Raw genomic sequence first — 21,361 nt, forward strand, 5'->3', positions numbered from 1 at the left:
AATGATACCTATTCTACCAAAAAAGGCTTCAAATTTGAAGCCTTAAGCACTCGAACAGAGCATTTTACCTTTCCTTCGTTTCCTCAATTGATAAGAAAACCATTGGAACGATAATCAAAATCATAGCCAAAGCTAGAAAACCATCCAAAACCATACCTAGAAATAGCACACTTAACAATGCGGAAGATAAAGGTTCGCTGGCACTCACAACTGACACAACTAACGGTGAGACGAGTAGCACAGCCTTCATCGAAAGGAAAAAAGCAAAAGCCGTTCCAAACACAGCAATGGTAAAACAAATCAAAAGGCTCGTCACATCAAGTTGAAAGGTAATCTGATGAACAGGATAAAGAAAATTGCTAAAAACACCTGCTAGCAACATCCCCCAACCAACGGTTGGCACAAAACCATAGTCACGTGCAAAACGCTGAGGTAGGATAACGTTGAACATGACCCCTACAGCACTGAGTAGCCCTGTCACCAAAGCCAGAGGTGTCATTGATAGCTTGGATAAATCCCCTTTTGTAGCCATCAAAAAAACACCTAGCATGGCAATCAAAACATAGAGAATGGCTGTGATAGAAGCCTTCTTTTGATAAACGATACGATTATAAAACAAGATAAAAACTGGACTGATAAATTGCAAAATCGTTGCTGTCGTCGCATTCGAATATTCAACACAGAGATAGAAGAAAAACTGTACAGAAAAAATCCCCAGAATAGCGTAGGCTAAAAAAGGCAGATAGTTTTTCTTATTTCGCCAAATATCCAATAGTTGAAAGCGCAACTGAAAGGCAGATAAAAACAAGACCAAGCTACCCGCCAAAAGCAAACGCATGGAAGTGATCCAGCCAGACGACACCTGATAATGAGTGAAAAAATATTCTCCTAAAATACCACAAATTCCCCAGATTAGACCTGACAACAGTGAATATAAAGTTCCCTTAAAAATCTTCTTTTGATACTTATTCATTCTCCTATTGTAACACGAAATGAAAAAAGAAAAAAGTAGCACGAAACATAATATTAAATGAAACTTGCTACTTTTTTATTCTATCGATTTGATTGATTTGAGCGAGTTGATGAGCTTGTTCCCGAACTACCACTTGAACTTGGAAGAGTTGGGGTAGGAAGAGTAGGTAAACTTCCTAGGATGTTCTTCCAAGCATTTTGATAATCGGCATCGCTCCCTCCGATGGCAAAGCGGTAAGTAGTTGCTGGAGCCCCTTCTTTAGTAGCCCAATAACTCGTTACAGTAGAACCTGAAACGGTGACTTCTTTGCCATTGATTGTGACCTTGCCAGGTTTCTCTCCTGTCGATTTGAGGACTTGAGACTTGGTCACACTTGGGTCTAGACTAAAGCGCTCATTCCCCCAAATTCCAGGTTTTGCTTGTTGAATAGCATTAACCAAGTGGGCCATATAGTTGGCATTGCGGTAGTGGCCCGCCCCTTTGGCTAGCGGGCGGTTGTCATCGTGACCTAGCCAGCCACCCAAGGTCAAGCGAGGCGTAGAAAGCATAAGCCACATGTTTTCATCTTCATTGGTCGTACCAGTCTTTCCAATCCAGTCAGCACGAGCCAGACTTGGATTGATAGAGGCCAAATCAGTCTGAAAGCTTGACGTAACTCGAGATGAGATCACCTCGCGAAGCAGACTCTGCATGATGGTTGCTGTCGCTTTTGAATAAACTTGGACAGGTTGACTTTTATGCTCATAAATCACTTGTCCCGTCGTCGATTCAATCTTAGAAATCATATGTTTCTTGTGGTAGATCCCATTATTAGCCAAGGTCTGATAACCATTGGTATGCTGGGCGACTGTAACATCAATCCCCCCACCCATCGGTAAACTTTCAATCCCATATTCTGGGATTTCATAACCCATTTTTTCCATATAACCCTTGACATCAACACCCTTCTCTCGAAGCGTACGATAAGTCCAGTAGGCTGGGATATTCCATGAATAGTTGAGGGCTTCTCCCAAGGTCATCATCCCTGTACCAGGACTATTGACATACATGATAGGATTGCCGTTTGAAAAGTTTGTCGGATAGTTAGACAAGATACTTGCACTTCCCATCAAACCTTGGTCAATCGCGATACCATAGGCCAGTATAGGCTTAGTGGTTGAAGCTGGAGAACGTTTTGTGTCGATAGCGTGGTTATTCTGATTTTTTTGATAATTGCGACCACCGACAAATCCAAGAATAGCTCCCGTTTGGTTGTCCATGAGGACATTCCCCACCTCAGGCTGGCCTGTCGAATCATCTAGCAGATAGCCGTAGGTTGCCACCGCATTTTGCATCGCAGCATGAACATTTTTATTGATAGTTGTCGTAATCTTATACCCACCATTTTCAATTTCCTTAGTCGCTAAATCACGATAAGCTTTCTGGATGGATTCATTCTTTTGCTCTTGTACAGAAACATTATCTCTCTGAATCAGGTAGTCATACATTCGATCAGTAGCTTCTGCCAAGGTTGCGAAGTAGAGATAGTCACGCGAAGTACCGCTGACACTACCAGATGGTAAGAAGTCTTTCTTAAAATCATAATCCTTGTACTTGTCGTAATCTTCCTGACTTAGAGCCCCTGTCCGGTACATATTATAGAGAACATCTCTAGCCCGTTTGATCCCCAGAGCCAAATCCTCCTCACTCTTCATACTACCGTCAGATTCATAAGGGGAGTAACTGATTGGGCTCTGTGGTAATCCTGCAATAAAGGCTGCTTGAGGGACCGTTAAATCCGAAGCCTTAACCCCAAAGATTCCTTCTGCAGCCTGTTGGGCACCTGCAATATTTTGGCCTTTATGATTGCGACCAAAAGGAGCAATATTAAGGTAGGTTGTCAAAATCTCATCCTTACCCATGGCCCGTTCTAAAGCTAGAGCATCAATAATCTCTTTAGCCTTACGAGCTAGAGTGGGAGCATCCCCCACCACTTGCTGCTTGATAACCTGCTGAGTCAAGGTCGAACCACCACTGGATGACCCCAGACCGACAAAAGTTCCCAGGGTCGCACGAATAACGGCCTTAGGCACGACTCCCTTGTGCTCGTTGAAATTCTCGTCTTCTGTCGCAATAATAGCTTTCTTAAGGTTGTCTGAGATAGCATCTGAAGCGACTGAAGTGCGCAACAAATCGCCCTCGATCGAGGCAATGGTACTGCCGTCAGAATAAGTGATTTCTGAGATAGAGGCAATATCCTTCACTTGCTTGACCAACTCTTCTGCTTGAGGTACCTGGGCCTTGTCAAATAGAGCGACTCCATAACCCATAGCCACCCCAGCACCAAACAGTCCACCGATAAAACCTAGGATAAAGAGAGTATTAAAAACTATTTTAAACCCACTCAAAATCTTAGCAAAAATAGAGCCTGCCCTTCTAACTTTATCAGAAGAGGTCACCTTTTTATCGGTTTTCTTACTAGCTAGTTTTTCTGCTAGACTTTTCTGCCATTTAGCAATTCGTTGCATTAGTTGCTGGAAAACATGCAGCATTTTTGTTTTTAATTCATTAATTCTTTCTTTCATGAATGTCCTCGCTTCCTCTATTATACCATAAAAGGGAAACTTTCAATAAAATAGCCACTTTCTTCCCTATTCTACTAGGCTATTAATCAAGTTTGTGATACAATAGGTAGAAACAATATTTTATAAAGGAGAAAAGACACATGCACATTTTTGATGAGCTAAAAGAGCGTGGTTTGATTTTTCAAACGACTGATGAAGAAGCTTTGCGTAAAGCCCTAGAAGAAGGTCAAGTTTCTTATTATAGTGGCTACGATCCAACTGCTGACAGCCTTCACTTAGGTCACCTTGTCGCTATCTTGACAAGTCGTCGTTTGCAGTTAGCAGGTCACAAACCTTATGCGCTCGTTGGCGGTGCTACAGGTCTCATCGGAGATCCGTCCTTCAAAGATGCTGAGCGTAGTCTCCAAACAAAAGACACAGTGGATGGCTGGGTCAAGTCTATCCAAGGACAACTTTCTCGCTTTCTTGACTTTGAAAACGGTGAAAATAAAGCTGTCATGGTCAATAACTACGACTGGTTTGGCAGCATCAGCTTCATTGACTTCCTCCGTGATGTCGGAAAATACTTCACTGTCAACTACATGATGAGCAAGGAGTCTGTGAAGAAACGGATCGAAACAGGGATTTCTTACACTGAGTTTGCCTACCAAATCATGCAAGGATATGACTTCTACGTCCTTAACCAAGAGCACAACGTAACACTACAAATCGGTGGTTCTGACCAGTGGGGAAATATGACAGCTGGTACCGAATTGCTTCGTCGTAAGGCTGATAAGACTGGTCACGTTATCACAGTGCCACTCATTACAGATGCAACTGGTAAGAAATTTGGTAAATCTGAAGGAAATGCAGTCTGGCTCAATCCTGAAAAGACTTCTCCATACGAAATGTACCAATTCTGGATGAACGTCATGGATGCTGACGCTGTTCGCTTCTTGAAGATCTTTACCTTCTTGTCACTGGATGAAATTGAAGACATCCGAAAACAATTTGAAGCGGCGCCACACGAACGCTTGGCTCAGAAAGTCTTGGCTCGTGAAGTTGTGACTCTTGTTCACGGCGAAGAAGCCTACAAGGAAGCCCTCAACATCACCGAGCAACTCTTTGCTGGAAACATCAAAAACCTTTCTGTCAAAGAACTCAAACAAGGACTTCGTGGAGTGCCAAACTACCAAGTAAAAGCAGACGAAAACCACAATATCGTGGAACTCCTCGTGTCATCTGGTGTGGTGAATTCAAAACGCCAAGCCCGTGAAGACGTCCAAAACGGAGCTATCTACGTCAACGGCGACCGTATCCAAGACCTTGACTATGTCTTGAGTGACGCAGATAAGTTAGAAAACGAACTCACTGTTATCCGCCGCGGGAAGAAGAAATACTTTGTGTTGACTTACTAAATTGTTAAACATTTACCTATAAACAAAGGAGTTACCCTCGAGAAAGGTAACTCCTTTTTGCTGTGAATAGTCCCCACCTATCCCTTAATAGACAGGCTACGCAGGACTATGCGTAAGGTTGTTAGATTATGTAGGATAGAGAGGTTTGAAGGACTGAGCCAATTAAACAAGCCAAAGCCAATCAAACTACTATTTACGACAACGGTATCTTGAATATTCTTCTTGATGAGTGTTTGCAAAGATGATGATAGCCAATCCAACTCTTGGAAGAAATCCAAACGATTATCTAACAATAAGATATCGCTCATCTGCTTAGAAATATCTGCACTCTCATTCATCACCACACCGATATCTGATAGGGTTAGAGCCGCTGAGTCATTCAATCCATCTCCAACCATCAAAATCGTGTGACCTGCTTTCTGCAGTTCCTCTACTAACTCAAATTTCCCATCAGGTTTCAAGTCTGTATAGACCTGATCAAAGGGCAAATCTTTGACTAATTCCTCTGTCCTAACCAAGGTGTCCCCTGTTGCCAGAATCAATTTTTTCCCTTGTGCCTTAAGTTTCTCCAAGGCTGCTTTTGCTTCTTTTCTCAAAGGAGTATGAATGCAGAACATTCCAATCAATTCATTCTGATAAGCCAAGAATAAGAGATTGTAGTGACTCTTGTACTCTTCAATTAAAGCATTTTGTTCTGAACTGATATGAATCTGCTCATCCTGCATCAAGACATAATTCCCAATAAGAACTGGTTGGCCATCTATATGAGATTTGATCCCCTTGCTTGCAATATATTGGAGTTTCCCATGCATTTCCTCATGTTCAATTCCCTCTATCTCAGCTTGCTTGACGATGGCATTAGCAATAGGATGATAAATGTGTTCCTCAAGACAGGCACTGATTCTGAGAATATCTTCCTCACTATAGTCCCCAAAAGGTAACACCTTTTCAACTATAGGATAACTAGTTGTGATTGTTCCCGTCTTATCAAACAAGAAAGTATCAACTTCCAGATATTTCTCCAGAACATCCCCATCCTTAATCACCATTTCACGGTTCAACCCCTCCTTGATAGCTGTCAAATAAGCTACAGGAGTAGAGATTTTCAAAGCGCAGGAGAAATCGACTAATAGGAAAGAAATAGCCTTAGAAAAAGAACCTGTTAATAGGTAAGTTAGCCCAGCCCCCAAGAAATTATATTTGACGACCTTATCCGCCATCTTGATGAAATAGCGTTGTTTCGTTTTCTTGTTTTCTTCAGATTTCTTCATTAACTCAATCAGTTGTAAAATCCGGCTGTTCATCTGATTATCGGTTACACGAATGCGTAACTCTCCAGTTTCTAATACTGTATTTGCACAAACCAAATCAGACTCTCTTTTTTCAACTGGAAAACTCTCTCCCGTCAAGGAACTTTCGTTGACCATACCTAAACCTGAAACTACTTGTCCATCAAACAGAATTTCATTTCCTTGAGATAGGACCAAGACATCTCCTATTTGAACATCGGAACTCTTGATACTAACAACCGTATCGCCCTGTACTAAGAATACGTCGCTCTCTTTTGCAAGAAGGCTTTGTTCTAAATCTGTTGCAGTTTTTTTCAAAGACCACTGATCTAAATGATTCCCCAAATCAAGCATAAACATGATATTGCTAGCTGTCTTGGATTGGTTCATAAACAAGGACAATAAAATCGCCGAACAGTCCAAGACTTCCATCGTTAGTTCCTTACGCGCTAGTGTTTGATAGGCTTCTCTAATATAACCCAAAGCCTGATAACAAGTCCATATATAGCGAATAGGATACGGCACAAAACTACGAAAAAGTACACGCTTAATCGCTGCACCTGAAACAATAGAATAAGCACTCTCTTCTCTACGAATGGGAAGAGTCATCAACTCAGAAACTTTCCCTTTATCAATTCTTTTTAAAAAGGCTTCTGCATTATCTAATACAGAAAAGCCTTCTTTTATGCGTAGAGTAAAGTGCTGTTGATCCATGTAAAACTGGATAGACTCAATCCCCTTTTCATCTCTCGCCAAGGAACGAAGATAGTCTTGAATATCCAAGGTGAGTGAAAAAGAAGATGATAGTCGGATATGTTGGTATCCTCTATGTAGCACTTTAAAAGACATATTATTCTCCTATAAGGCTATCTAATTGCTCTTCTTTTTTCTCTTGCTCGTACAAATATTTGGCATCTTGCAAGACATCGTCTCCATGTTGTTTCACAACAGAAACAGATGCATCTAGCCCGTCTTTCAACTTGTAAGCCTTAGCCAAAGCTTTAGAATAACCTTTTTTAGCTTCCTTACTTGCCAAGATTTTCAAACCAAGGGTACCAAATGCGACACCACCCAAAAAGAGTGATGATTTTTTCGCAACTTTTGCAACGGTTAATACTTCTTTTAACATACTTATTTCCTCCTTATCATTATTATATAGAAATTTAGATATAAAAGCAATTTTATTCTATAAATTGGAGAATTAGTTTTATTTCTACTGAATCTCCCATCTACTTATTTCTAAAGTTGCTTTCATTTGCCTCTTTTGATACACTTAAACTATGAATACAAACCTCAAACCCAAACTTCAGCGTTTTGCTTCTGCGACTGCCTTTTCCTGCCCTATCTGCCAAGAAAATCTGGCCTTGGTAGAGTCTAGCCTCAAGTGTAGCAACCGCCATTCTTTTGATCTGGCAAAATTCGGCTATGTCAACTTGGCTCCGCAAATCAAGCAATCTGCCAACTACGACAAGGAAAACTTCCAAAACCGCCAGCAAATTCTTGAAGCTGGTTTTTATCAGGCTATTTTAGAAGGTATCTCGGACTTACTAACAACTAATCCATCCGCAAAAACAGTCTTGGATATCGGTTGTGGCGAAGGTTTCTACTCTCGTAAACTCCAAGAAAGTCACTCTGATAAAACCTTCTATGCCTTTGACATTTCAAAAGACTCGGTCCAAATCGCAGCTAAAAGTGAACTCAACTGGTCAGTTAATTGGTTTGTCGGTGACCTGGCTCGACTTCCTATAAAAGACGCCAGTATGGATATCCTGCTCGACATCTTTTCACCTGCCAACTATGGGGAATTCCGTCGCGTTTTATCCAAAGATGGCATCTTGATCAAGGTCATCCCGACTGAAAATCACCTCAAAGAAATCCGTCAAAGGGTACAAGACCAGCTGACAAACAAGGACTATTCCAACCAAGATATCAAGGAACATTTCCAGGAATACTTCAGCATCCAATCTAGCCAAATAGCTTCCCTAACCAAACCCATCACAGCCGAGCAACGCCAAGCTTTACTTAGCATGACCCCCCTTCTCTTTCATGTTGACCAGACCAAAATTGACTGGAGTCAACTGACAGAGATTACCATTGAGGCAGAGATTTTGGTTGGGAAAGCACTGTAAATAAAACTTTCAGATAAGACAAAACCCGCACCTTCAAGGTACGGGTTTAAGTTATGTAATTATTAGTTCAAGTGCCAGATATCTTCGTTGTACTGAGCGATTGTACGGTCAGATGAGAAGAATCCTGCTTTAGAAATGTTAACGATGACTTTATCCAACCATGCGTCACGGTCTTCGTAGTCAGCAAGCATTTGCTCTTTGACTTTGATGTAGTCTTCCAAGTCAAGGAGAGTCATGAACCAGTCTTTTTTGATCAATTCGTTGTAAAGACGTTCCAAGCGTTCTTTCTTACCTACTGCAAGAACAGCATCGCTCACAATGAAGTCAACCAAAGGTTTGATAGCTTCACGAGCATAGAATTCGCTTGATTTGTAAGCTGCTTTTGCGTAAAGGTCGATAACAGTTTCTGAATCTTCACCAAAGATGTAGATGTTTTCGTCGCCAACCAACTCAGCGATTTCCACGTTAGCACCGTCCATAGTACCAAGAGTCAAGGCTCCGTTCAACATGAATTTCATGTTACCAGTACCTGAAGCTTCTTTAGAAGCAAGTGAGATTTGTTCTGAGATATCACATGCTGGGATAAGGAAGCTTGCTGCAGTAACGTTGTAGTTTTCAACCATAACCACTTGCAAGTGTGGAGCTACTTCTGGATCATTTGCAATCACTTCTGACAAGCAAAGGATCAAGTGAATGATGTCTTGGGCAATTGTGTAGGCAGGAGCCGCTTTACCACCAAAGAAGACTGTGATTGGGCGAGCAGGGATGTTGCCATCCTTGATATCAAGGTATTTGTGAATCACATACAAAGCGTTCATTTGTTGACGTTTGTACTCGTGAAGACGTTTAATTTGGATATCAAAGATAGAGTTTGTATTGATTTCCACACCTTGGTGATCTTTCAAGTGACGAGCCAATTTACGTTTGTTGTGAGCCTTGATGCTTTCCAATTTTTCTTTGACAGCTGCTTTGTCTTCGTAAGACAAGAGTTTTTCAAGCTCATCTGCTTCATGGTGCCATCCCTCTCCAATAATCTCATCCAAGTAGTGAGATAGTCTTGGGTTGGCATGCATGAGCCAACGACGGAATGTGATACCGTTTGTTTTGTTGTTGAATTTTTCTGGGTAGATGTCGTAGAAAGCTTTCAACTCTGAGTTCTTCAAGATTTCAGTGTGGAGGGCTGCTACCCCGTTAACACTGTATCCGTAGTGGATATCCATGTGAGCCATGTGTACACGGTCGTTTTCATCAATGATTTGAACAGCTGGGTCTTTGTATTCTGCTTTCACACGACGGTCCAATTCTTTGATGATTGGTACCAAGTGAGGAACCACTTCTTCCAAGAATTCAAGAGGCCATTTTTCAAGGGCTTCAGCAAGGATTGTGTGGTTCGTGTAGGCAGTCATGCTACGAACGATAGAGATTGCTTCGTCAAGTTCGATACCACGTTCAGTCAAAAGACGGATCAATTCAGGAATCACCATTGATGGGTGAGTATCGTTGATTTGTACAACTGCATAGTCCGCAAGGTCATGCAAGTTGCTTCCTTTTTCGATCGCTTCGTCGATGATCAATTGTGCACCGTTTGAAACCATGAAGTATTGTTGGAAGATACGGAGCAATTCACCTTGCTTGTCGCTGTCGTCTGGGTAAAGGAAAAGAGTCAAGTTGCGAGCGATATCCGTCTTGTCAAAGTTGATACCATCTTCGATGATAGAAGAATCAACTGAATCCAAGTCAAACAAACGCAAGCGGTTTTTAGTAGCTGTCTTGTAACCAGGTACGTCGATATCGTAAAGAGTAGATGTCAATGTGAAGTGTGCGAATGGCACTTGGTAGCTACGGCTTGAGCGAACCAACCAGTTTTGCTCTGTCAACCAAGCATTAGGAATCGTTTCTTGTTGGTTGTTTTTAAGAACTTGTTGGAAAAGACCAAAGTGATAGTTCAATCCAACACCGTCACCATTCAAACCAAGTGTAGCGATTGAGTCGATAAAGCAGGCAGCCAAACGTCCCAAACCACCGTTACCAAGTGATGGTTCCAATTCGACTTCTTCAACTTCGATCAAGTCTTTACCTGCAGCTGCAAGTTCTTTTTTCACATCGTCATAAAGACCAAGGTTAATCAAGTTGTTTGACAAGAGTTTACCGATCAAGAACTCAGCTGAGATGTAGTAAACTTTTTTCTTACCAGTGTTGACTGGTTTTTGACTGCTAGCAAGCTTGCTGTAGTTGAGAAGAGCAAGGTAAAGCTCTTCATTGCTACATTCTGCAATGGTTTTATTGTAATGCTTTTGTACAAATTCTTTTAATGGTAACATTTTTGTGTCTCCTGATATTGTCTTATTTCTTTAATTCTACCAAATTTTCATTAATTCGGCGATAAATTGTAGTCAAGTCAAGCAAAGTTTCTTCAACAGCTGGTGTCAATTGGTCTGCTGTCATACGCCATGACCAGTTTCCACCAAGAGTAGATGGGTAGTTCATGCGAGCCGCCTCATCTAGTTCTAGCAAGTCTTGCATGGTTGCAATAGCCATGAAGCTCACTGATGAAAATACTGTACGAAGCATTGCATGCGGCACTGTTTCATACTCTTTACGGTTGGTGTAACGCGCCATGTACTCACGAGTTGGATCATCGATCTCATTACGGTACCAACCAAGGACCGTATTGTTATCATGTGTTCCTGTGTACATAACAGAGTTGGCAGGTGCCAAGTGTGGGCTATCGATGCTTTCGTCTTCTGGATTGAAGGCAAATTGAAGAATCTTCATTCCTGGGAAGCCAGTACGTTCACGTAACTCGATGACTTCATCTGTCATGAAACCAAGGTCTTCTGCGATGATGTTTAGCACACCAAGCTCTTCCTTAACGGCTGCGAAGAGTTTGTAGCCTGGACCTTTCACCCATTTACCAGGTGCCGCTGTATCGGAACCAGCAGGAATTTCCCAGTAAGATTCGAAACCGCGGAAGTGGTCGATACGAACGATATCGTAGATTTTGAAGCTTTCGCGCAAGCGTTCAATCCACCATTTGTAACCGTCTTTGTCCATTGCTTCCCAGTCATAGATTGGGTTCCCCCAAAGCTGACCAGTGGCAGAAAACTCATCTGGTGGGCATCCTGCGATGCAAGTTGCTTTACCAGTGGCATCTGTCTTGAAGAGATGTGGATTTGCCCACATATCGCTTGAATCTTCCGCTACGTAGATTGGCATATCTCCAACAATTTCGATGTGGTTGTCGTTAGCGTAGGCTTTCAATTTCAACCATTGTTGGAAGAAGAAGTATTGAGTCACACGGTGGTAAACCAACTTGTCTGCCAATTTCTCACGGTAGCTTTCAAGTGCTGAAGCTTTACGAGCACGAGCGTCTGCATCTGGCCATTCTGTCCAAGCAAGATTGTCAAAATGCTCTTTGATAGCCATATATTCTGCGAAGAGTTCGAGCCATGATTGGTTGTCTTGAGCAAACTTCTCAAAAGCTTTGACGTCTCCCACTTCCAAGAAACGTTTAACTGCCTTTTCTAAAAGCGGACGACGTGCGTAATAAATCTTCGCATAGTCGACTTCAGATGCATCGCTACCAAAGTCAACACCTTCAAGGTCACTAGCTTCAAGCAAGCCTTGCTCTACCAAGATATCAAGGTCGATAAAATGCGTATTCCCAGCAAAGGCTGAGAATGATTGGTATGGAGAATCTCCATAGCTTGTTGTCCCAAGAGGGAGGATTTGCCAGTAGCGTTGCTTGGTACGAACCAAGAAATCGACGAAATCATAGGCAGTCTGACCAAATGATCCAATCCCGTAAGCTCCTGGCAGAGAAGAGATGTGCATCAACACACCACTTTGACGTTTTTTCATAATAGCACCTCATGTGTTTGTTATAAAACGTTGCGCAATCAAGGCGCAAACGTTTGCGTTAAGTTAAGTATAGCGTATTTCAAAGACAAATGCAAGCGTTTTTAAAAATTTTTTTGAATTATTTTTATCTAACTAAAACTTATTCCCACTGATATTTTACGAAATAAGCGAAAAAAATTTTAAAGATTTTCTGATTTAAGATAATTCATTCCCAATATCTGCTCTATTTTCTGAAAAACCGAGCCGAATTTACGCAATCGTTTTCCTAATATATTTTCAATTCAAGAGAAAGAAAGATTTAAAGTTTTTTCCTATATAAGGGCATTGACAAATGTTTGAAACCTTAAAATTTTTTTAAAAAACTTTTTAAAAACGCTTGCAACCGTTTTCTATTTGTGCTATACTAAGCTCATAAAAGAAAACGTTTGCGTTTTCTAAATAAATTATACTGTTATTCTTTAGGAGGAATACACTATGTCATCTAAATTCATGAAGAGCGCTGCTGTGCTCGGAACTGCTACTCTCGCTAGCTTGCTCTTGGTGGCTTGCGGAAGCAAAACTGCTGACAAAGCAGCTGATACTAGCTCTTCAGAAGCGAAAGAAATCACTTTCTACGTTGAAGACCAATATAAAGCCTTTGCTGAATCAGCTGCAAAAGCTTATGAAAAAGAATCTGGCGTAAAAGTTACCATCAAAACAGGAGACCAAATGGGTGGTCTTGATAACCTTTCTCTAGACAACCAATCTGGTAAAGCTCCTGATGTTATGATGGCTCCATACGACCGTGTAGGTAGCCTTGGTACTGACGGACAACTTTCAGAAGTAACTCTTAGTGATGGTGCGAAGACAGACGATAAAACAAAATCACTTGTAACTGTTGGTGGTAAAGTCTATGGTGCTCCAGCTGTCATCGAATCACTCGTTTTGTACTATAACAAAGATTTGCTTAAAGAAGCTCCTAAAACATTTGCTGATTTGGAAAACCTTGCTAAAGACAGCAAATACGCTTTCGCTGGTGAAGATGGCAAAACAACTGCCTTCCTAGCTGACTGGACAAACTTCTACTACGCATACGGACTTCTTGCTGGTAATGGCGGTTATGTATTTGGCCAAAACGGTAAAGATCCTAAAGATATCGGACTTGCAAACGACGGAGCAATCAAAGGTATCGAATACGCTAAATCTTGGTACGAAAAATGGCCTAAAGGTATGCAAGATACTGAAGGAGCTCCAAACTTAATCCAAACTCAATTCCAAGAAGGTAAAACTGCTGCTATCATCGACGGACCTTGGAAAGCTCAAGCCTTTAAAGATGCTAAAGTAAACTACGGTGTTGCGACTATCCCAACTCTTCCAAACGGTAAAAACTATGAAACATTTGGTGGTGGTAAAGCTTGGGTTATCCCAGCAAGCACTAAGAACCTTGAAGGAGCTCAAAAATTTGTAGACTTCCTAGTTTCAACTGAACAACAAAAAGCATTCTACGATGTAACAAACGAAATCCCAGCTAATACTGAAGCTCGTACTTATGCTGAAGGCAAAAAAGATGAGTTGACAACAGCCGTGATTGAACAGTTCAAGAACGCTCAACCAATGCCAAACATCTCTCAAATGTCAGCTGTTTGGGACCCAGCTAAAACAATGCTCTTTGAAGCTGTAAGTGGTACGAAAGATGCGAAAACAGCTGCTAATGATGCTGTAACATTGATTAAGGACACAATCAAACAAAAATTTGGTGAATAATTGATTTGTTCAAGGGGGGTGGAAGCAAAATCCCCCTTTGAATTTATAGATACGCCTATTATTATACGTACGTATCTTACGATTGAATCCGAGTTTTATCTCGCATCCTATGAAAGGAGTAATCATGGAAAAACAACAGCCTCGCAAAGCAGCCTTGCTGTCAATCATTCCTGGTTTAGGACAAATTTATAACAAACAAAAAGCGAAAGGATTTATTTTCCTTGGTGTTACTGTCTTATTTGTTCTGTATTTTCTAACACTTGCAACCCCTGAATTGAGCAATTTGGTCACTCTTGGTGACAAACCTGGTCGTGACAATTCACTTTTCATGCTGATTCGTGGTGCTTTCCATTCTATCTTTGTTGTCGTTTACTTGCTCTTTTATATCTTTAATATCAAGGACGCACATACAACTGCTAAACGTATCAACAACGGGATTCCTGTAGCTCGTACCTTTAAGGATATGATTAAAGGTATTTATGAGAATGGATTCCCATACCTTTTGATCATCCCATCGTATGTAGCGATGACATTTGCGATTATCTTTCCAGTTATCGTAACCTTGATGATTGCCTTTACCAACTATGACTTCCAACACTTACCACCAAATAAATTGTTGGACTGGGTTGGTTTGACCAATTTTACGAACATCTGGAGCTTGAGTACCTTCCGTTCAGCCTTTGGTTCCGTTCTTTCTTGGACCATTATCTGGGCTTTAGCTGCTTCTACTTTGCAGATTGTTATTGGTATCTTTACAGCAATCATTGCCAATCAACCATTTATCAAAGGAAAACGTATCTTTGGTGTTATTTTCCTTCTTCCTTGGGCAGTTCCAGCCTTCATCACTATCTTGACATTCTCAAATATGTTTAATGATAGTGTCGGTGCTATCAACACCCAAGTCTTGCCTCTTTTGTCTAAGGTTCTTCCTTTCCTAGATGGAGCTCTTATCCCTTGGAAAACAGACCCAACTTGGACTAAGATTGCCTTGATTATGATGCAAGGTTGGCTAGGATTCCCATACATTTACGTTTTGACCTTGGGTATCTTGCAGTCTATTCCTAACGACCTCTACGAAGCGGCTTACATCGATGGTGCTAATGCTTGGCAAAAATTCCGCAACATCACTTTCCCAATGATTTTGGCTGTTGCAGCTCCAACATTGATCAGCCAATACACCTTCAACTTTAACAACTTCTCTATCATGTATCTCTTTAATGGTGGAGGTCCTGGTACTGTCGGAGGCGGAGCCGGTTCAACTGATATCTTGATTTCATGGATTTACCGTTTGACAACAGGTACATCTCCTCAATACTCTATGGCGGCAGCTGTTACCTTGATTATCTCAATCATTGTCATCTCTATCTCTATGATCGCATTCAAGAAACTACACGCATTTGATATGGAGGACGTCTAAGATGAATAACTCAATCAAACTCAAACGTAGACTGACTCAAACCCTCACTTACCTCTACTTGATAGGCCTATCAATTGTCATTATCTATCCACTTTTGATTACCATCATGTCAGCCTTTAAAGCAGGTAACGTCGCAGCCTTTAAACTCGATACTAACATCGACTTCAATTTTGATAACTTTAAAGGACTCTTTACTGAAACCTTGTACGGTACTTGGTACCTCAATACCTTGATAATCGCCTTGATTACCATGGTTGTTCAAACAAGTATCATCGTCCTTGCTGGTTATGCTTACAGCCGTTACAACTTCTTGGCTCGTAAGCAAAGTTTGGTCTTCTTCTTAATCATCCAAATGGTACCAACCATGGCCGCCTTGACTGCCTTCTTCGTTATGGCACTTATGTTGAACGCCCTTAACCATAGCTGGTTCCTCATCTTCCTCTACGTCGGTGGAGGTATTCCGATGAATGCTTGGCTCATGAAAGGTTACTTTGATACCGTGCCAATGTCTCTTGACGAATCTGCAAAACTAGATGGTGCAGGACACTTCCGTCGCTTCTGGCAAATTGTCCTTCCACTCGTTCGCCCAATGGTAGCTGTACAAGCCCTCTGGGCCTTCATGGGACCTTTCGGGGATTACATCCTCTCTAGTTTCTTACTTCGTGAGAAAGAATACTTTACTGTTGCCGTTGGTCTCCAAACCTTCGTTAGCAATGTGAAAAACATGAAGATCGCCTACTTCTCAGCAGGTGCTATCCTCATCGCCCTTCCAATCTGTATTCTCTTCTTCTTCCTACAAAAGAACTTTGTTTCAGGACTTACAAGTGGTGGCGACAAGGGATAATTTATCCCCGCCACCCTTTTTCATTTTATACTCTTCGAAAATCTCTTCAAACCACGTCAGCTTTATCTCCAACCTCAAAGCTGTGCTTTGAGCAACCTGCGGCTAGCTTCCTAGTTTGCTCTTTGATTTTCATTGAGTATTAGCGATTGTTACTGTAAATAATATTCTTGCAACAAGCAATTTATCTCCTAGACTTGAAATAAAGCACATTTCTCTATATAATAATACTCATATAGAAAACACTTTTAGAAAGATGCCTATGCTTCCATATCCATTCTCGTATTTCTCTAGTATCTGGGGATTTCGTAAACCCCTATCAAAACGTTTCGGCCTCAACTGGTTTCAGCTTCTCTTTACGAGCATTTTCCTCATCAGCTTGTCTATGGTTCCGATTGCCATTCAAAACAGCTCACAGGAAACGTATCCACTGGATACCTTTATCGATAATGTTTATACACCGCTGACAGATGAAGCCATCATGGACTTGTCAGAGAATACACAAATCGTTGATGGAAAGCTGAACTACTCAGGTACGAAGAATCATCAGCCTTCTCTTTTAATTGGTCCAAGCCAAAGCAAGGAATTTCCAAAGGACTTGCAACTTCATTTTGATACGGAAGAACTCGTCATCAGCAAGGAAAGTAAGGAACTGACTCGCATTCGCTACCACGCGATTCAAACGGAGAGTTTCCAGAGTAAGGAAGATCTTACCCAGGCCATTTCTAAAGACTGGTATCAACAAAACCGGGTCTATATCAGTCTCTTTCTCGTTCTTGGTGCAAGCTTTCTCTTTGGATTGAATTTCTTCATTGTCTCTCTTGGAGCTAGCTTTCTCCTTTATATCACCAAAAGATCACGCCTCTTTTCATTTAGGACCTTTAAAGAGTGCTACCATTTTATCTTGAACTGTTTAGGATTACCCACTCTGATTACGCTTATTTTGGGACTTTTTGGCCAAAATATGGCAACCCTTATCACTGTACAAAATATTCTTTTTGTTCTTTATCTGGTCGCTATCTTTTATAAAACACATTACCGCGATCCAGATTATCATAAATAGGAGATTTTTATGCCCGTTACGATTAAAGATGTGGCCAAGGCTGCAGGTGTCTCACCTTCAACCGTAACCCGCGTTATTCAAAACAAATCAACAATTAGTGATGAAACCAAAAAACGAGTTCGCAAGGCTATGAAGGAACTTAACTACCATCCCAATCTCAATGCTCGTAGCCTAGTTAGCAGCTATACTCAAGTTATCGGCCTAGTGCTTCCTGACGACTCGGATGCCTTTTACCAAAATCCTTTCTTCCCATCTGTTCTACGAGGGATCGCCCAAGTGGCATCTGAGAACCACTATGCTATTCAGATCGCGACTGGTAAAGATGAGAAGGAGCGCCTCAATGCCATCTCACAAATGGTCTACGGGAAACGTGTCGATGGTCTGATCTTCCTCTACGCTCAAGAAGAAGATCCACTGGTGAAGCTCGTAGCGGAGGAACAGTTCCCTTTCCTTATCCTCGGAAAATCTACTTCACCCTTTATCCCACTTGTCGACAATGATAATGTCCAAGCCGGTTTTGATGCAGCTGAGTATTTCATCAAAAAGGGGTGCAGCAGAATTGCCTTTATTGGAGGAACCAAGAAACTTTTCGTTACACAAGACCGTCTAAAAGGTTACGAATTAGCACTCAAACAACACCAACTTCCGATTGATACCAACCTGACCTACTTTGCGACCGAATTTCTAGAAGAAAAAGGTTATCAGTTCAGTGAACTCCTGTTCAATCACGATCCGCAGATTGACGCTATCATCACAACCGATAGTCTCCTAGCAGAAGGAGTTTGTGACTACATCAGTAAGCATCAGTTAACTGTTCCTGTCTTGAGTTTCGACTCTGTCAATCCTCGACTGGACCTCGTAGCTTATGTCGATATCAATAGTCTGGAACTTGGGCGCGTTTCCTTTGAAACGATTCTCCAAATCATCAACGATGCTAAAAACAATAAACAGATTTGTTACCGTCAGTTGATTGCCCACAAAATTATCGAAAAATAAAGACCAGCTCCAGAGCTGGTCTTTTGAGTATTATTAATTGTCCGTTTCTACGAATCGTCCTAGGATGTGGACATTTTCGGACACAGAGACGAAGGCTGTCGGATCAACCTGTTTCATGATGTGTTTAAAATCATTAAACTCTGCTCGTGTGATAACCGTAATCAAGACTGCTTTTCTCTCATGATTATAGGTTCCTTCCGCATCGTGGATCATAGTAGCTCCGCGGTGCAATTTTTTATGGATTTTTTCGATTACCTTGTCAGGATTATTGGTCACAATCATGGCCTGCATGCGTTTTTGCTTTGTAAAGACCGCGTCTGTCACACGACTGGATACAAAGATGGTAATCATGGAGTAGAGGGCGTATTTCCAACCAAAGGTCAGACCTGCTATCAGCATGATGGTTCCATTTACCAAGAAAGAAATACTACCGACATTCTTACCCGTTTTCTTTCGAATGGTCAGACTGACGATATCTGTACCTCCGCTAGAAATATTGTTACGGAGCGCAAAACCAATCCCCAAGCCCATGACAACACCCCCAAAAAGGGCATTGATGATGGGATCCTCTGTCAAGGTCACAACTGGCACAAGCTGGATAAAGAGGGAACTCATGGATACTGTGATAAAGGTAAAGATTGTAAACTTATGCCCAATCTGATACCAAGCCAAAATCATCAACGGAAAATTGATAGCATAAAAGGTTAGCGATATCGGAATATAAAAACCAAACCAGTGATGACTCAAGGCAGAAATAATCTGTGCCAAACCGGTCGCACCACTGGAGTAAACGTGTCCTGGTTGAAAAAAGAAATTGACTGCTACTGCTGACAAAAATCCATAGACCAGAGAAGCCGAGATTTTCTCATCATATTTTTCCCGAGAGATACTTTGTAAAACTCGTAAGATTTTTATCTGATAAGCAAAGCGGCGCAGATAATAGCGCCACCGCTTAATTTGTTTTGCTTGTTTCATCTTCTTCTACTTGTAAGCTGAGTTCCTCTAGTTGTTTGAGAGCGACCGTTGATGGGGCTTGTGTCATTGGGTCGGTTGCCTTGTTGTTCTTAGGGAAGGCAATGACTTCACGAATATTTTCTTCTCCTGCTAAGAGCATCACAAAGCGGTCAAGCCCGATAGCCAAACCTCCGTGTGGTGGGAATCCATAGTCCATAGCTTCCAGAAGGAATCCAAACTGATCATTGGCTTCCTCAGCTGAGAAACCAAGAGCCTTAAACATGCGTTCTTGGAGGTCTTTTTGGTTGATACGAAGACTACCACCACCAAGCTCATAACCGTTCAAGACGATATCGTAAGCAATGGCACGAACCTTAGCCAAATCACCTTCTAATTCGTAAGCTGTTTCTTCCTGTGGAAGGGTGAATGGATGGTGGGCACTCATGTAACGACCTTCTTCTTCAGACCATTCAAACATTGGCCAGTCAACAACCCAAAGGAAGTTGAATTTGTCACTATCAATCAAGTCAAGTTCTCTAGCAATACGACCACGAAGGGCACCAAGGGTTGCATTGGCCACTTCAAGTGTATCAGCTACAAAGAGAACCAAATCCTTATCTTCAAGACCAAGTGCTGCAGTCAAGTCTGCTTGGATGGCAGTCAAGAATTTAGCAACTGGCCCATTCAATTCACCATCAACAACTTTGACCCAAGCAAGACCTTTGGCACCGTACTGTTTGGCTACTTCGGTCATCTTGTCGATGTCTTTACGTGAGTAGTTGTCCGCAGCTCCTTTAACCACAATGGCTTTAACGGCAGGTGCTTCTGAGAAGACTTTGAAATCTACTCCCTTGACAAGATCTGTCAAGTCCTGAAGCAACATGTCAAAACGAGTATCAGGCTTGTCAGAACCATAAAGGGCCATCGCGTCATCGTACTTCATACGAGGAAATGGAAGCGTTACTTCGATGCCTTTGGTTTCTTTCATCACGCGCGCAATCAAGCCTTCTGTAATATCTTGGATTTCTTGCTCACTAAGGAATGACGTTTCCAAGTCGACCTGGGTAAATTCAGGCTGACGGTCCCCACGCAAGTCTTCGTCACGGAAACATTTAACGATTTGGTAGTAACGGTCAAATCCCGCATTCATTAACAACTGTTTTGTAATCTGCGGACTTTGAGGAAGTGCGTAAAAATGCCCTTTATTGACACGAGAAGGCACCAAATAGTCACGCGCCCCTTCTGGTGTTGACTTAGAAAGGAAGGGTGTTTCCACATCGATAAACTCCAACTCGTCCAAGTAGTTGCGGATAGAGTGGGTCACCTTGGCACGAAGTTTGAGATTTTCCAACATTTCTGGGCGACGAAGGTCGAGGTAACGGTAACGCAAACGTGTATCGTCATTGGCCTCAATCCCATCTTTAATCTCAAAAGGTGTTGTTTTGGCTGTATTCAGCACTATAAGAGCTGTCACATTCAACTCAACCGCACCCGTTGGCAACTTATCATTAGCTTGCTCACGCGCAACGACTCGTCCAGTCACCTCGATGACAAATTCGCTACGAAGGCTTTCAGCTGTTGCCATGACCTCTGCAGATACTTTTTCAGGGTTGATAACCAACTGCATGATCCCTTCACGGTCACGAAGGTCGATAAAAACCAAACCACCAAGGTCACGACGACGTCCAACCCATCCTTTCAAGGTAATTTCTTGTCCGATATGTTCCTCACGAACACGACCAGCATACATACTACGTTTCATGTTTTCTCTCCTCTTTTATTCTGTTACTATTTTACCATAAAAGCGCAGGCACTTCATGAAAATCAGCAGAAAAGTTTGATTGCCTTTAGAAATCAAAACAAACAGACAAAAAATCCGATGAAAACGTCATCGGATTCCCTGATTATGATTCTTAACCTTTTTTACGCTTTTCGGCAATCTCAGCTGCCTTTTTAGGTAGAACAATCTCCGTCGCATAAGCTGTCGCAAAACGTAAGATTCCAGCAATAGGCGCAAAGACAACTGCTAGATAGTTGTAAAAGAAGTCGCCTTTAAAGGCATAGGCAAGTGCCCCGATGATAAAGAAGAGAACGACCGCCTGTATCACTGCTAATAAAATTACTCGTTTCATGT

General features: G+C 41.8%; 16 protein-coding genes. 7 read left to right on the plus strand and 9 right to left on the minus strand.

What is annotated here, in order from left to right:
- Positions 1-64: 64 nt before the first annotated feature.
- Both D8862_RS06240 and pbp1b read right to left on the minus strand, forming a co-directional pair.
- Positions 65-973, minus strand: a complete 909-nt coding sequence (locus D8862_RS06240; protein ID WP_001046352.1) for a DMT family transporter — start codon at positions 971-973, stop codon at positions 65-67.
- A gap of 80 nt (positions 974-1,053) precedes the next feature.
- On the minus strand, positions 1,054-3,537 hold the full coding sequence (gene pbp1b / locus D8862_RS06245; RefSeq protein WP_125449376.1) for a penicillin-binding protein PBP1B: 2,484 nt from the start codon (positions 3,535-3,537) through the stop codon (positions 1,054-1,056).
- Between the two features lie 140 nt (positions 3,538-3,677).
- Between pbp1b and tyrS the strand changes: the two genes are divergently transcribed.
- Positions 3,678-4,934, plus strand: coding sequence for a tyrosine--tRNA ligase (gene tyrS / locus D8862_RS06250; RefSeq protein WP_125449378.1), 1,257 nt, complete (start codon positions 3,678-3,680; stop codon positions 4,932-4,934).
- 77 nt (positions 4,935-5,011) lie between these two features.
- Here the strand turns inward: tyrS and D8862_RS06255 are convergent, their stop codons facing one another.
- The gene (locus tag D8862_RS06255; RefSeq protein WP_000008775.1) at positions 5,012-7,072 is read right to left on the minus strand and encodes a heavy metal translocating P-type ATPase; all 2,061 of its coding nucleotides are present in this window, start codon (positions 7,070-7,072) and stop codon (positions 5,012-5,014) included.
- Between the two features lies 1 nt (position 7,073).
- Positions 7,074-7,352 (minus strand): DUF6110 family protein, encoded by a 279-nt coding sequence (locus D8862_RS06260; RefSeq protein ID WP_000910910.1) that lies wholly within the window; start codon positions 7,350-7,352, stop codon positions 7,074-7,076.
- 151 nt (positions 7,353-7,503) lie between these two features.
- On the opposite strand from D8862_RS06260, the gene D8862_RS06265 reads away from it, so the two are divergent.
- Positions 7,504-8,352 carry a putative RNA methyltransferase gene (locus tag D8862_RS06265; RefSeq protein ID WP_001095532.1) on the plus strand — a complete coding sequence of 283 codons (849 nt, stop codon included), beginning with the start codon at positions 7,504-7,506 and terminating at the stop codon, positions 8,350-8,352.
- A 62-nt stretch (positions 8,353-8,414) separates the two neighbouring features.
- Here the strand turns inward: D8862_RS06265 and glgP are convergent, their stop codons facing one another.
- Complete coding sequence (gene glgP, locus D8862_RS06270) at positions 8,415-10,673, minus strand: glycogen/starch/alpha-glucan family phosphorylase (protein ID WP_125449380.1); 2,259 nt, start codon at positions 10,671-10,673, stop codon at positions 8,415-8,417.
- 22 nt (positions 10,674-10,695) lie between these two features.
- Positions 10,696-12,213 (minus strand): 4-alpha-glucanotransferase, encoded by a 1,518-nt coding sequence (gene malQ / locus D8862_RS06275; protein ID WP_125395554.1) that lies wholly within the window; start codon positions 12,211-12,213, stop codon positions 10,696-10,698.
- Positions 12,214-12,687: 474 nt separating this feature from the next.
- Between malQ and D8862_RS06280 the strand changes: the two genes are divergently transcribed.
- The 5 genes from D8862_RS06280 to D8862_RS06300 all read left to right on the plus strand — a co-directional run bounded on the left by D8862_RS06280 (position 12,688) and on the right by D8862_RS06300 (position 18,273).
- Positions 12,688-13,956, plus strand: coding sequence for an extracellular solute-binding protein (locus D8862_RS06280; protein WP_000095459.1), 1,269 nt, complete (start codon positions 12,688-12,690; stop codon positions 13,954-13,956).
- Between the two features lie 124 nt (positions 13,957-14,080).
- The gene (locus D8862_RS06285) at positions 14,081-15,373 is read left to right on the plus strand and encodes a sugar ABC transporter permease (protein WP_000414947.1); all 1,293 of its coding nucleotides are present in this window, start codon (positions 14,081-14,083) and stop codon (positions 15,371-15,373) included.
- Between the two features lies 1 nt (position 15,374).
- Positions 15,375-16,217, plus strand: a complete 843-nt coding sequence (locus tag D8862_RS06290) for a sugar ABC transporter permease (RefSeq protein WP_001065641.1) — start codon at positions 15,375-15,377, stop codon at positions 16,215-16,217.
- 259 nt (positions 16,218-16,476) lie between these two features.
- Entirely contained in the window at positions 16,477-17,277 is an 801-nt protein-coding gene (locus D8862_RS06295; protein WP_125449382.1) for a DUF1189 domain-containing protein, read from the plus strand.
- Between the two features lie 9 nt (positions 17,278-17,286).
- Complete coding sequence (locus tag D8862_RS06300) at positions 17,287-18,273, plus strand: LacI family DNA-binding transcriptional regulator (RefSeq protein ID WP_125449384.1); 987 nt, start codon at positions 17,287-17,289, stop codon at positions 18,271-18,273.
- A 33-nt stretch (positions 18,274-18,306) separates the two neighbouring features.
- Here D8862_RS06300 and D8862_RS06305 read toward each other — a convergent pair whose 3' ends face one another.
- From D8862_RS06305 to D8862_RS06315, 3 genes are all read right to left on the minus strand, one after another.
- Positions 18,307-19,248 (minus strand): YitT family protein, encoded by a 942-nt coding sequence (locus D8862_RS06305; protein WP_125449386.1) that lies wholly within the window; start codon positions 19,246-19,248, stop codon positions 18,307-18,309.
- Entirely contained in the window at positions 19,226-20,989 is a 1,764-nt protein-coding gene (gene aspS / locus D8862_RS06310) for an aspartate--tRNA ligase (RefSeq protein WP_125449388.1), read from the minus strand. Before aspS ends, D8862_RS06305 begins: the two co-directional genes overlap by 23 nt.
- Before the next feature lie 151 nt (positions 20,990-21,140).
- Entirely contained in the window at positions 21,141-21,359 is a 219-nt protein-coding gene (locus tag D8862_RS06315) for a hypothetical protein (protein WP_038804236.1), read from the minus strand.
- Positions 21,360-21,361 lie beyond the last annotated feature (2 nt).

It is taken from the genome of Streptococcus oralis, assembly GCF_003942585.1.
Classification (GTDB): domain Bacteria; phylum Bacillota; class Bacilli; order Lactobacillales; family Streptococcaceae; genus Streptococcus; species Streptococcus oralis_BE.